We start from the raw sequence: 14,092 nt of genomic DNA, 5'->3' as shown, positions 1-14,092 counted from the left end.
CTTGAGGTTTTTATATTTGTTATTTTTATATTTTCTTTAGAAAGCGTAGCTTAAACCAAACAACCAATAAGATTGTAATTTATTATCTATGGTATCAAAAGTTTCTGCAGGGTTTTCAATTTTAGCATTATTTAAAGCTTCTTGTTTGTTGTTTCTTAAACCAAACTCAAAACCTAAACCAATTCCTTTCCAGATTGTGTAACCAAAAGAGTTGGTCCATGTCCAGTTAGATAAATCACCATCTTTATAGCTTTGAAACATAGATAGGTTCGATTTTACACTTAAACCTCCATATTTATTTGTATAATCTGCTACAATTTTAGCACCTAAAGAAGATTCAAAAACTGTGTCTCCGCTACTAAAAACAAAATTGTAGTTTCCAGGGTGTATAACAACTACCAAATGGCTTGTTGGTGTCCAGGTTGCACCAGCACCAAAATCTAAATATCCAGGATCATTAAAGTTATCTAACAAAGTAGTTCTGTATTCACCTAATGCAGAAATTGCCCATTTTTTATTTAATCTTTTCCCATATAAAGAAGAAATGGTAAAAACGTCTGTTGCAGTTTCAAATTTACCAGAATCTGTAGGGTCGTCTTTATCATCAAATTTAACCCAACCTAAATTGATTGTTCCAGAGTTTCTCCAGAAAAAATCTTCTTCAATTAAGTTTGCAAATGCATTTACAGTAACACCAATGTTACCTGCAGCCGTATTTGGAGCTGTTCTTGCATACCAATTGTTAAAACCAGATAAACTTGCGCCAATAGTACCAAAAGCACCTTTTCTCCAGCCAGGTAATGCATTAATTTTTGCTTGTAAAGCTTTTACTTCTCCTTCTAATTTTGCAATTTGTGCTTTTTTAGGAGCCAATTCTTTTTTTAATTCTTCAGCAGTTTGTGCATTTGCAGTAAAGCCAATGCATACTAATAATAGTAGAATAGAAAGTTTTTTCATTTTTATGTTTTTACTTTAAAAAATAAGCGTGTAAAAGTACACTGTATCCTTTAGACCATAAATTTATTAATAAGTCACTTTATCGTGGAAATTATAGTTAACGCCTAAGCCAAAAAGTTGTTTAAATTGAATTCTACTAGAAGCATTATCATCTATTATGGTATGGAAAGTCATAAGCATTTTAATAGATTTGTTTACCTTAAAACGGATATTTGTTTGATAATCAGTATCAATATTGCCAATGTTTGCTAAATAATCAGAATAAAGCGTTAATATGTTTTCCATCTGAATATTTTCCATTAAGTTAAATTTATAATAGCCAGATAAGTTAAAGCCTAAACTAAAAGCAGTATTTCTACCTTCATCTACACCAAATTTACCAGAAAAAGCGTCGTTAACAAAAGTGTATCTGGCTGTACCAGGAGCAATATTAACGTTTAAGTTATCCGATTTTTTCCATAGCATTCCTGGACCAAAAGTTAAATATGCAGGCGATAAAAAATCTGAAACAGTTACTTTTGGGTCTACATTGTAATTAAAACCTTTTGTATATTGAGATTTAAAATTGCTGATAAACGAAAAAAACCAATATGTAGTTGTTTTAATACCAAGTACAGAATTTAATTCGAAACGATCATCTGTTTTTCTCCAACCATTTTCGCTTAAATGACTTAATCCGTAACTAGTTATTAGTCTAGTATCCCAGTTTACGTTGTTTTTTTTGTAATTAAAATCGTAATTCACGTTAAAGTTACCAGCTATTGTATTTTCTCCTCCAGAAGACCAATTCGAAAATGAAGATTGATTAAAAACAAAAGCAAATTTGCCTTTAATTTTCCATTTGGGTTGTGGTTCTGTTTTTTTCTTCTTTTGAGATAAAACGCTTAGAGAGCTTAAAAAGAAAAGCAGTAGCAATAAATTTTTCACGATATCAAACTTTGAATTACACAAATATTAAATTTTAGACCTATATAGAGGTACTGTTGAGCAAGCTTCGCCAAACATAATCGACTTTGCAATAGGTTGTAATTTTTCTATTAAAAAAGCAAATGCAGATGCAGGTATTGGTTTTTCTGCACAACCTTTTATAATTACTGGGGTATTAGCAAAATCTCTTAAATCTAAAAAGCCAATTAATTCTTGATAAATTACAGTTTCTAACAATTCTAAATCGCCAATAACCACTTTATTAGCAAATGGCATTAATTCTGATGCTACTAACATAAATGCCCAAGAAGGCACTATAGCATCTACAGAGCATGTAACTGCTACAAAAGAATTTTTGTACTGATCCCAATCATGGTTTTTTACAGCCTCTCTAAAATCTTTTTCTTTTAGAATTAACTCTTGGTATAGCCAATCTTTAATATCAAACAAAACTCTTTTACCTTCAGGATAAATTTCTTCTAGGTCAAAAGTTTTTAGTTTGCTATTGGCAACTCTATTTATAATTTCTTCCATTTTTCTTTAAGTTTCAAAGTTTTTTTAGTTTTGAACACTGAACACTAAAGCATTCCTAATTCTAACTTTGCTTCTTCACTCATCATTTCTTGAGTCCAAGTTGGGTCGAAAGTAATTTCTACTTCGCACTCGTTTATTTCTTTTAAAGACTTTACTTTATCTTCTACTTCTACAGGTAATGTTTCTGCAACTGGGCAGTTAGGAGAAGTTAAAGTCATTAAAATTTTTGCATTGTTTTCATCCGAAACAAAAACATCGTAAATTAAACCTAATTCGTAAATATCTACTGGTATTTCTGGATCGAAAATAGTTTTTAAAACTCTTATAATTTTATCTCCTATTTCTTCTAATTCTTTATCTGTCATCTTAATATTTTGTAATGTCTACAGAAGTAGTTGTCTTAATTTGCTAATTTAGTTTGTTGTGCAATTGCGTACATTTTTATCTGTTTTACCATAGAAACTAGTCCGTTTGCTCTTGTAGGAGACAAATGTTCTTTTAAACCAATTTCGTCTATAAAATCTGTATCTGCATTTAAAATGTCTGCAGGTTTTTGTTTAGAAAAAACGCGCAATAATAGTGCCACAATTCCTTTGGTTAAAATTGCATCGCTGTCTGCAGTGTATTTAATAGTATCGTTTTCTAATTCAGAATATAGCCAAACTTTAGACTGGCATCCTTTAATTAAATTTTCGTCTAATTTATATTGAGCATCAATAATTGGTAAAGATTTACCTAATTCTATAATGTATTCGTAACGCTCCATCCAATCATCAAACATAGAAAACTCATCAATAATTTCTTCTTGTATTTCTTTGATAGTCATTTTTAAAACTTATTTTTGCCTTTTGTAATTTATTGCACTGTTGTTGTGCAAAATTACTCATAAAAAGGCATTTTATGCCGCAATAAGATAAAAGAAAGATTTTTTATTAACAAATTTTTGAGAGATTACTATTTCTCGCATTGTAAAAATCCCTTCTTTTTAGAAGGTTAAAATGTACATATGAGCAAATTATTGGCAGTTGGTACTGTAGCATTCGATGCAATTGAAACACCTTTTGGTAAAACCGATAAAATTCTTGGTGGTTCTGGAATTTTTGTAGGTTTAGCTGCAAGTCAGTTTGGTGTAGAAACAGGTGTAGTTTCTGTTGTAGGTGGAGATTTCCCTGATTCGTATTTAAAAATGATGAATTCTAAAGGAATTAATACTGATGGAATTGAAATTATAAAAGAAGGCAAAACTTTTTTCTGGAGTGGTAAATATCATAATGATATGAATTCTAGAGATACGTTAATTACAGAATTAAACGTACTAGAAAATTTTGAGCCAGTTGTGCCAGAAAATTTTAAAAATGCAGGTATTGTAATGTTGGGTAATTTACACCCATTAACACAAGCTTCTGTTTTAGATCAATTAGAAGAAGAACCAAAATTAGTAGTTTTAGATACTATGAATTTTTGGATGGATATAGCTTTAGAAGACTTACATACAGTACTAAAAAGAGTAGACGTTATTACCATTAATGATGAAGAAGCACGTCAGCTTTCTGGTGAATATTCTTTGGTAAATGCAGCAAAGAAAATCCATGAAATGGGTCCAAAATATGTTGTAATTAAAAAAGGAGAGCATGGAGCTTTATTATTTAATGAAGAAAACATGTTTTTTGCACCAGCATTGCCTTTAGCAGAAGTTTTTGACCCTACAGGAGCAGGAGATACTTTTGCAGGTGGTTTTTGTGGCTATTTGGCAAAAACAGAAAACATTTCTTTTGATAATATGAAAAACGCAATTATTTACGGTTCTAATTTAGCGTCCTTTTGCGTAGAAAAATTTGGTACAGAGCGAATGCAAGAACTAACTGAAAATGAAGTAAAAATACGTTTGCAAGCATTTAAGCAGTTAACGCAGTTTGACATAGAATTAACATAAATAAAAATCCGCGTCTAAAAACGCGGATTTTTTTATACAAAACATACAACAAAACAATTACTTAAATGAGTGACGCAATTAAACACGAATGCGGAATTGCACTAGTTAGATTAAAGAAACCTTTGCAATTTTATAAAGATAAATACGGTTCTGCTTTTTACGGAATTAATAAAATGTATTTGTTGATGGAAAAGCAACACAATCGTGGCCAAGATGGTGCTGGTTTTGCAAGTGTAAAATTTAATGTAGAACCTGGTACAAGATATATTAGTAGAGTTCGTTCAAATCAGCCTCAACCAATTCAAGATATTTTTGCCCAAATTAATGGACGTTTAAATGGTGTTTTAGAAGAAAATCCAGATAAAAAAGACGATGTTGCTTGGCAAGAAGAAAATATGCCTTACGTAGGTAACTTATTTTTAGGACACGTACGTTATGGAACTTTTGGTAAAAATAGCATAGAAAGTGTACATCCTTTTTTAAGACAAAGTAACTGGAAACACAAAAACCTAATTGTAGCCGGTAACTTTAACATGACTAACTCTAATCAAATACTAGAAGAGTTAATCGAGTTAGGGCAACATCCAAAAGAATTTACAGATACAGTTACTGTAATGGAAAAAATTGGTCATTTTTTAGAAGACGAAGTGGCTAAATTATACCAAGAAGCTAAGAAAAAAGGATTTAATAAAAGAAATGCATCACCATACATAGAAGAAAATTTAAAGTTAAAAAAAGTTTTAAAAAGATCTTCTAGAAGTTGGGATGGTGGTTATGCAATGGCTGGTTTGGTTGGTCATGGAGATGCTTTTGTATTAAGAGATCCAAATGGAATAAGACCTACTTATTTTTATGAAGATGATGAGGTTGTTGTAGTAGCATCAGAAAGACCCGTAATTCAAACTGTTTTTAATGTAAATATTAATGATGTTCAAGAATTAGAAAGAGGACATGCACTAATTATTAAAAAAAGCGGAAAAACATCAATTAAAAAAGTAAACGAACCAAGAGAAAATTTAGCTTGTTCTTTTGAGCGTATTTACTTTTCTAGAGGTAGTGATGCTTCTATTTACGAAGAACGTAAAAATTTAGGAAAATATGTTTTTCCAGAAATATTAAAATCAATTGATAGCGATATTTCTAACACTGTTTTTTCTTTTATACCGAATACCGCAGAAACTTCTTTTTACGGAATGACAGAAGCTGCAGAAGATTTATTAAATCAACAAAAAACAGCAAAAATATTAGAAGGAGGCAAGCAATTGTCTGCAGAAAAAGTTACCGAAATTCTATCAGAAAGACCTCGTTTTGAAAAAATTGCCATTAAAGATGCAAAATTAAGAACCTTTATTGCAGACGATAATTCTAGAGATGATTTGGTAGAACATGTTTACGACATTACTTACGGTGTTGTAAAACCTACAGATAATTTGGTTATTATAGATGATAGTATTGTACGTGGTACAACCTTAAAGAAAAGTATTATTAAGATTTTAGATCGTTTAAACCCTAAAAAAATAGTAGTAGTTTCTTCTGCGCCACAAATTCGATACCCAGATTGTTATGGAATTGATATGGCAAGAATAGATGCTTTTATTGCTTTTAAAGCAGCTTTAGAATTGCTAAAAGATACCAATCAATATCATATTGTAGGCGATGTGTATAAGTTGTGTAAAGAGCAACAACAAAAAACAGATGCAGAAATTGTAAACCATGTTAAAGGAATTTACAAGCCTTTTACAGCAGAACAGATTTCTGTTAAAATTGCAGAAATGCTTAAAACAAAAGATATAAAAGCTGAGGTAGAGGTTATTTATCAATCTATAGAAGGTTTGCACAAAGCATGTCCTGATAATTTAGGAGATTGGTATTTTACAGGTAATTATCCAACTCCTGGAGGAATGAGAGTGGTAAACCAAGCTTTTATCAATTTCTATGAAGGTAGTGATGAGCGTGCTTATTGATTTATCATAGATAATATTATTATAAAAAGCATCCTAAATTTAGGATGCTTTTTTTTATTAAGTGCTTAATTTTAGGGACTTACTTGAAAAAGATAATAATTTTTGCCATATTTGTTTAACAAATTAACCAAATCTGCTATGAAAAGATATATTTTAATATTTCTAATTTCTTTTTCATTTCATATAGTTTCTCAAGAAAACTCAAAATTAGATAGTTTAAAAAATAATCTATCAAAGTTTACAGATACTTTATTAATTGATGCTTTAGATGAAATTTCTTGGGAGTATAAATATGTAAATATGGATAGTGCATTTGCATACTCAAAAAAAGCCCTTAATCTCTCAAAAAAAATAAATTTTAAAAAAGGTATTGCAAATTCCTACAATACATTAGGAAGTAATTTTGAGTACATATCTAAACTAGATAGTGCATTATTTTACTATGAGAAAAGCTTATTTATAAAAGAAGATATTAAAGATGCAATTGGTATTGCAAATAGTTTAAATAATATTGGAATTATTTATGATGAAAAAGGCGATTATATAAATGCTTTAGAAACTTATTTTAAAGCATTAAAAATTTACGAAAATAATACAACCAGCTTTGATAAAGTACCTATGGTTTTGGTAAACATAGGAATTGTCTACAAAAAGCAAAAAGAGTTTAAAAAGGTTTTAGAATATTATCAAAAAGCTTTAAAAATTTATAAAGAAAATAATTATGATGTTGGTATTGTAATTACAACCGGAAATATTGGAGGTGTCTTACTAAAGCTAAAATTGTATGAAGAATCTGTAAATTATTCTACTGAAGCAAAAAAAATGTATTCAGATTTAGGCTATAAACGATATGTTCCTTATATGAATATTCAAATTGCAAATGCAAAGGATAGTTTAGGGTATTATACTGAAAGCAGAAGTTTATATTTAGAATCTATTAGAATTTTTGAAAAAGAAAATAATATTTACGAATTAGCAGATGCAACAATTGGTTTATCCAACAATTATTTAAAATCAAATCAATTTTCAAAATCTAAAAAAGAGGCTGAAAAAGTACTAAAACTTGCCATAGAAAATAATTTTAATGAAATTAAAATTAGAGCCTTGCAACTTTTGGCAAAAGTTAATTTTAAACTCAAGAATTATAAAAATGCATATTTAAATGCTTTAGAATATAATAAAGTAAAAGACACCATTTTTGAAAACGAAAAAACCAAAGCTATTTTAGAGTTAGAAACGAAATATCAAACAGAAAAGAAAGAAAAAGAACTTCTAAAAACCAGAACAGAAAAGGCAGAGACAGAGTTAAAATTATCAAAAACTAGAAGTTGGGTTTTTATATTGATTGGAGGATTGTTAATAGCTGTTATTCTATTTTTTGCCATTAATCAACGAAATAAACGAAAAGCCGAGCAGCAAATTACGCAAGAAAAAGAACGTGGTTTTAAAGCAATTATTGATGCTCAAGAACAAGAACGTAGTAAAATAGCTAGAGAATTGCATGATGGTGTTGTGCAGCAGATTGGTAGTATTATTTTAAAATCTAGAAACGTTTTTAAGAAAAAAGAAATTGAAGAAGATAAAGAAGTAAAAGAAATCTTAACAAGACTAAATAATTCTAGTGAAGATTTAAGAAATATATCGCATCAAATGATGCCAAGAGCTTTAAGTGAATTAGGTTTGGTAGCTGCTATTGATGATTTACTAAAAGGAAGTTTAGCCTATGTTAATATTAATTATTCTTTTGAACATTTTAATTTAAAAGAAAGATTACAAGAAAAAATCGAAATTACCTTATATCGAATTACCCAAGAGTTGGTAAATAATATTATTAAACATAGCAAAGCAACATCAGTAAGTGTACAGCTAATTAATTCTGCAGATCATATTATCTTTATTGTAGAAGATGATGGCATTGGTATAGACCATAAAAAAGCTAAAAAAGGAATGGGGTTTAGTAATATTAAAAGCCGTTTAGAAATTGTAAATGGAGAAGCTAATTTTGATAAAAGTCCAGAAAAAGGTACTTTAGTCACTATCAAAATTAAAAAATAATGCCCATTCATACGCTTATTGTTGATGATCATCCACTAATGGCTTTAGGTATTAAAGATGCTTTAAGTTTAGATAATGATATAAATGTATTGGCTGTACTAGAAAATGGTCAAGAAGCCTTAAATTTCCTTAAAAACATACCTGTAGACGTTGTTTTGTTAGATATTGATATGCCTATTTTAAATGGTATTGAAACCGCAAAACAAATTATAGCCAAATATACAGATACAAAAATAGCAATGCTTTCTATGCACAAAGAAGCTTCTATTATAACAGAGTTAGTAGAAATTGGTGTAAAAGGCTATATGCTTAAAACAATTCCTAAAGAAGATTTAATACAAGGCATTAAAACAATTTACAAGGGTAAAGATTATTTTAATTCAGATGTTACAAAAGAACTTCTCATCAATAAAAGTGTTTCAAAATTAACGGCAGAAACTAAAGAAAAATCACCTTTATTAAATTCTTTAACACCAAGAGAAATAGAAATAATTATAGCAATTTCTAATGGTTTTACAAACAATCAAATTGGCGAAAAACTATTTATTAGCCCAAGAACTGTAGATACGCATAGAACCAATATTATGAAAAAATTAGATGTTCATAATGTGGCTTCTTTAATTCGTTTTGCTTTCCAAAACGGATTAACTTCTTAAAATACCTCACACACCGTAGTTAAGTACGGTAAATACACTATTTACTCCCTTTTATTTCAAAAGTATTTTTGAAGTGTTAATTCATCCTACTTAAAAAAATACAGAACAGTATTCATTTCGCATTCTTTTCTAGGATGAATTAACAATATAGAAATGGATGCTGTTTTAATTGTTGTCACTTTTAGTTGTGTTCTAAAATATTTACATGGTTACAGTTTCTAAGGACATTAAAAAAAATGAAAAAGAATTTTAAAGAGTGATAAAAGGAAAATCTATTGAATAAGATTTGAATTTTTTGAAACAGCATAATTAAAATTTACAATAACATTTTAAATGAAGAGATATGAAAAGAAAATTAATAGTAGTATTTAATCTAGTAGTAACCACAATAGCTTTTGCTCAAATTGAGTTGGTTAAAGATATTAATGAAGGGAATAAAGATAGTTTTTCAACAAACTTTATTACTTATAAAAATCAGGTTTATTTTACAGCTTCGCAAAATTTTAGCAATTATTTGTTTAAATATTCTAATGGCATTGTAGAAGTGGTAAAAGACCAAAATAACAATGAGGTAAAATCCTCTAATAAACCATTAGAATTTAATGGTATGCTTTATCTTAATGCCAGAATTAATAATGTTCAAGGTGCTTATGCTTTTGATGGTGATAATTTTACACTTTTAACAGAAACTTATTTTTATAAACCACAAGTACTCAATAATAAAATATTCTTTTACAATCAATTTAATTCCTTCGATTTTACTTTATGGTCTACAGACGGTACACAAGCCAATACAAATAAGTTCTTAGACATACAAGTATATAGTTTTTTAGGATCAGGTTACGAAAACATGGTTATTGGAAATAAACTATTCTTTGTAGCTAAAAATTCCGAATCAGGAAGAGAACTTTGGGTTACAGACGGCTCTGTTTCTGGTACAAAATTGGTAAAAGACATCAATCCAGGTGCTTCAGGATCTGATCCTAAAGATTTTTTTAGTGCAACTGACGGTAAAATGTATTTTACTGCAGAAACTACAGAGTATGGAAGAGAGTTATATGTAACAGATGGCACAGAGAACGGAACCTTTATGTTAAAAGATTTTTACGAAGGAACATCAGGTGGCGATTTTTATCTAGAAGAGCTAAATAGTACTATTTTTATCACTAAAAAAGATGGAACAACTGATGTGTTGTTTTCTTCGGATGGAACTACAGCCGGAACCAATGCTATTGACAGCTCAATAAAAAGTGAAAAGTTACTAAAAGTACATAATGGACTTCTTTTTTTTGAAGGCGCTTTAACAGGACAAAATGAAAACTTATTGGTAACTGATGGTACTTTAAACGGAACAAGAGTATTAAAAAGTAATCTTAATTTTGAGAGTTTAGAAATGTTTCCTTACAAAGACGATCTTTATTTTAGAGGAAATGAAGGTGATGACGTTGAGCTCTGGAAAACAGACGGAACAGAATCAGGTACTACTAAAGTTATAGATATAGATAATGATAGTGCCCTAGATGGATCTTTTCCTTTTTATTTTTCAATTTTTAAAGATGAATTATATTTTGTTGCTACTCAATTTGGCAATACTGGTACTGAACTCTGGAAAACAGACGGAACAGAATCGGGTACACAAATTATTCAAGATTTAACTCAAGGAGCTGGAAATACAATGTTCTATGAATTTTATCCAACAGCCAATGAATTATTAATAAACTTAGAACAAAGTAGCGATTTAGGAAGAGAACTTTATAAATATGTGGGTAGTAATACAGCGTCTGTAAGTGAGTTTAAACCAAATCAAATTCAAATATACTTCACTGATCAACTGTATATTAAAGGGCTAAAAGATGTAAAAGCAAGTTTAAAAATTTATGATATTCTGGGTAAAGAAATAGTATATCAACCTCAAATATCATCCAAAGCAAACCGAGTTAGTTTTTATGCATCTAAAGGTGTTTATATGGTTAATTTGTTTTTAGATACAGGAGAGTTAATCAGTAAAAAAATTATAATTCAATAAAAAATAGGTTGTCTGAAAAGTATTAAAACTTGTCATTTAGACTGTAATGAAGAAATCTTATTTATTGAAAATCAAACGTATATATTTTTCGACGCTCCTTAAAATGACATATAACGCTCCTTTTCAGACAGCTTCTTTTTGTTAGCGCTATTTTCTAGTAATAAAGACGCAGTATTTTATAATGAAGTTAATGAACAAAAGGTAAAATACAGCTAATTATTAATTTTATGGGATTTACAGGTACTATTAATACCGAATTTCATGATTCATTAACTCAATCTCTAGAATTACATCAGAAATCTTTGCAGGTTTGTGGGTAAGAAAGATAAAAAATCTTTTTATAAATGCACAAAAATCGATACAACTTCAATAAAAAATGTCACAAAAGTCGGTTTAAAGAACTTTAAGAATAACTGCAATTCAAAGTGTCTTTTTGCAATGAAATCTTTTTAAATTAAAGGGCATAAATTCGGTGTATTTTTTGTTTTTCTTTTAGAAAAAAATGGAAAGATTATTTGTAACCTATTTCAATTGAAAATGGTTAAAGTAAAATCAGAAACCATAAAAAAACTCAATTTTATCTAATTGATGCAACTGTAAAAACTAGGTGTTTTTAGTTTGGAAAGAATCTACTAAAAACGGACAATATCAATCAGAAATTGAGTTTCATTCTAAACCAATTTTTAGGGATATTTGAAAAAAGGATGGAACTTTAAAAAAAACGAATCTTGTAATTTTTAACTCACATATTTACAGATTTAGTATTAAATACGGTAAATACCCTAGTTATTTACGCAATAAACTCTATTTACTTCATTTCTTTTCAATACTACCTTTGGATTGTTAATTCATCACAACCAAAAATATATAAAAATATTGTTTTAAACAGTATCCAATTCTCAGTCTCTTTTTTTGGGTGAATTAGCAAAGAGTTTTGGGCTGTTGTTTTAATTTTTAAATCTATACTATTATGAAAAAAAATGTAATTATTCTATTGTTGCTTACTCCAATGTTAATGTTAGCACAAGTAAATGGAAAGAAAAGTAAGAATCCTTATAAAACATCAAAAGGAACTGAATTTAAGGTTGGTGATGTTGTTAAATTAGAAACTGCTAGTAACAACGATAAATTTGCCTATGTTTATGTTAATAAATCTATGTTGTCTTTAAAAAATATTACCAAAGCAGTAAACACAATTAAAGATGCAAAAAACATGAATGTTAAAAATGTAAATAATTTAGCAAGCAACCTAGAAAAAGTAAATACTCTAGCCAATAATGAGATTGTAAGTGGGGCTATGTCGCAATTAATGGGGCAAGCTGTTAGTGAGTCGTATGTTACCGAAAATGCATTAAACACATCAGATAGCGGAAAAAAATACAAGATTAAAAGTTTTAAAGTTTTTACTGATAAAAACTCTGGTAATTCAATAGTTCATGCAATAGCAAAAGGAAACGGAAAAACAATAGCTATTCTTTTAGATTTTGCTGAAAAAGCTGGCGAGATTTCAATGTAATTAAAAATAAATACACTAGGAAAAGATGAAAATTAACAAAATTCTATTAATATTATTCGGCTTAGCTTTTAGTGCGATTTCTTGTACAAGTAACGAATCAGAAGAAGAGATTTTAGATAACCCTACAAATTCTCTAGCAAAAAATACACTAAGCTCAAGTACTAACCTAGGTAGTTTAAACTATTATTCTTTTACATCTTATTCTCTTTCTAATGGTGTAATATATGATTTTACTGTTTTTGAGAAAGATCTTGTGCTAACACAAAGTACAGATTTAGGTACCTATGTACGTCTTTTTATCAAAGATTTACCTACTCAAACAACAACATTTGTACACAGACCAGACGCAGATTTTGATGTTGATACTGGGCAATATTTTTTTAATGTGGCAAGAATTGGTAATAGTGGAAGCCAAGAATGGTATGCACCTTTTGTAAATTCAAGACCTACACAAGAGTTAAAAGTTACTATTGAGAATAATATTGCAACATTTCAAGTATTAGAGGCAGAATTATCTGATAACTTTGTTTCACCTATAAATAATACTGAAAAAATTAGTTTAAGTTTTTCAGTTAATCTGAGCGAACTTGTACTAGCTGGTGCAGACCAAACTAATAGCTTGGTAAATTAATTTTATATAATTATTCCAAATTATAGTATTAACTTTTTTAGTTATTAGTTTTATAGAAATTTCAACAACTTTTGTTTTAGAAGAAAGTATACAAATCCAATTATTGAAACGAAAAAAGTGTGAGTATTTCTTAACAACAGATTCTATTATCGAATTCAAGTTTTACGGTAATAGGTAATTCTTTTCAATAAAAAAAGCATCCAGAAGTGGATGCTTTTTTTTACTTTATGTTGTTTGCTAATTACTTAGCTTCTGCATATCTTCTTTCAACTTCGTTCCAGTTAATTACTTTAAAGAAAGCACTAATATAATCTGGTCTTCTATTTTGGTAGTTTAAATAGTATGCATGTTCCCAAACGTCTAATCCTAAGATTGGAGTTCCACCACAAGTTACACCTGGCATTAATGGGTTGTCTTGGTTTGGTGTAGAACAAACTTCTACTTTACCACCTGGTAAAACACATAACCAAGCCCATCCAGAACCAAATTGAGTAGCTGCAGCTTTAGAAAAAGCATCTATAAACGCTTCTTTAGAACCAAATGCTTCTTCAATTGCATCTTTTAAGTCACCAGATAAGTAACCACCATTTTCAGGATTCATTACAGACCAAAATAAAGAGTGGTTGTAAAAACCACCACCATTATTTCTTACAGCACTGTTACTCATATCTAAATTAGTTAAAATATCTTCGATAGATTTTCCTTCTAATTCTGTTCCTTCAATAGCTGCATTTAATTTTGTTGTATAACCATTATGATGTTTTGTATGGTGTATTTCCATAGTTCTTGCATCAATATTTGGTTCTAATGCATCATAAGCATATCCTAATTCTGGTAATTCAAAAGCCATAATTCTTTATATTTATTGATTAAATTAAATTTTGTTTCACAAA

Annotated in this window: 13 protein-coding genes; 7 read left to right on the top strand and 6 right to left on the bottom strand. The window is 29.1% G+C overall.

The features are described from left to right. Positions 1-36: 36 nt before the first annotated feature. The 5 genes from ACWYN7_RS05575 to ACWYN7_RS05555 all read right to left on the bottom strand — a co-directional run bounded on the left by ACWYN7_RS05575 (position 37) and on the right by ACWYN7_RS05555 (position 3,244). Positions 37-957 carry a DUF3078 domain-containing protein gene (locus ACWYN7_RS05575; protein ID WP_462858861.1) on the bottom strand — a complete coding sequence of 307 codons (921 nt, stop codon included), beginning with the start codon at positions 955-957 and terminating at the stop codon, positions 37-39. Between the two features lie 66 nt (positions 958-1,023). Next, positions 1,024-1,884, bottom strand: a complete 861-nt coding sequence (locus ACWYN7_RS05570; RefSeq protein ID WP_462858860.1) for a DUF3078 domain-containing protein — start codon at positions 1,882-1,884, stop codon at positions 1,024-1,026. A 27-nt stretch (positions 1,885-1,911) separates the two neighbouring features. Beyond that, positions 1,912-2,418: a DUF2480 family protein gene (locus tag ACWYN7_RS05565; protein WP_462858859.1), complete on the bottom strand. Its 507-nt coding sequence runs from the start codon at positions 2,416-2,418 to the stop codon at positions 1,912-1,914. 44 nt (positions 2,419-2,462) lie between these two features. Further along, positions 2,463-2,783 (bottom strand): DUF59 domain-containing protein, encoded by a 321-nt coding sequence (locus ACWYN7_RS05560; RefSeq protein WP_462858858.1) that lies wholly within the window; start codon positions 2,781-2,783, stop codon positions 2,463-2,465. A gap of 35 nt (positions 2,784-2,818) precedes the next feature. After that, complete coding sequence (locus tag ACWYN7_RS05555) at positions 2,819-3,244, bottom strand: SufE family protein (RefSeq protein WP_462858857.1); 426 nt, start codon at positions 3,242-3,244, stop codon at positions 2,819-2,821. 180 nt (positions 3,245-3,424) lie between these two features. Here ACWYN7_RS05555 and ACWYN7_RS05550 point away from each other — a divergent pair, with 180 nt between their 5' ends. The 7 genes from ACWYN7_RS05550 to ACWYN7_RS05520 all read left to right on the top strand — a co-directional run bounded on the left by ACWYN7_RS05550 (position 3,425) and on the right by ACWYN7_RS05520 (position 13,199). After that, positions 3,425-4,351, top strand: coding sequence for a PfkB family carbohydrate kinase (locus ACWYN7_RS05550; protein WP_462858856.1), 927 nt, complete (start codon positions 3,425-3,427; stop codon positions 4,349-4,351). Between the two features lie 65 nt (positions 4,352-4,416). Beyond that, the gene (locus tag ACWYN7_RS05545; protein ID WP_462858855.1) at positions 4,417-6,315 is read left to right on the top strand and encodes an amidophosphoribosyltransferase; all 1,899 of its coding nucleotides are present in this window, start codon (positions 4,417-4,419) and stop codon (positions 6,313-6,315) included. 138 nt (positions 6,316-6,453) lie between these two features. Beyond that, positions 6,454-8,370 carry a tetratricopeptide repeat-containing sensor histidine kinase gene (locus ACWYN7_RS05540; protein WP_462858854.1) on the top strand — a complete coding sequence of 639 codons (1,917 nt, stop codon included), beginning with the start codon at positions 6,454-6,456 and terminating at the stop codon, positions 8,368-8,370. After that, complete coding sequence (locus tag ACWYN7_RS05535) at positions 8,370-9,026, top strand: response regulator (RefSeq protein WP_462858853.1); 657 nt, start codon at positions 8,370-8,372, stop codon at positions 9,024-9,026. The genes ACWYN7_RS05540 and ACWYN7_RS05535 overlap by 1 nt, the downstream gene beginning before the upstream one ends. Before the next feature lie 343 nt (positions 9,027-9,369). Next, a complete protein-coding gene (locus tag ACWYN7_RS05530; protein WP_462858852.1) occupies positions 9,370-11,052 on the top strand; it encodes an ELWxxDGT repeat protein in 1,683 nt (560 codons plus the stop codon). A gap of 970 nt (positions 11,053-12,022) precedes the next feature. Further along, a complete protein-coding gene (locus ACWYN7_RS05525) occupies positions 12,023-12,568 on the top strand; it encodes a hypothetical protein (RefSeq protein WP_462858851.1) in 546 nt (181 codons plus the stop codon). A gap of 25 nt (positions 12,569-12,593) precedes the next feature. Next, entirely contained in the window at positions 12,594-13,199 is a 606-nt protein-coding gene (locus tag ACWYN7_RS05520; RefSeq protein WP_462858850.1) for a hypothetical protein, read from the top strand. 241 nt (positions 13,200-13,440) lie between these two features. On the opposite strand, the gene ACWYN7_RS05515 is transcribed toward ACWYN7_RS05520, so the two are convergent. Beyond that, positions 13,441-14,049 carry a superoxide dismutase gene (locus ACWYN7_RS05515; RefSeq protein ID WP_462858849.1) on the bottom strand — a complete coding sequence of 203 codons (609 nt, stop codon included), beginning with the start codon at positions 14,047-14,049 and terminating at the stop codon, positions 13,441-13,443. Positions 14,050-14,092 lie beyond the last annotated feature (43 nt).

Source organism: Polaribacter sp. M10 (assembly GCF_054968445.1).
This window is presented reverse-complemented; position numbering and strand designations above follow the sequence as displayed.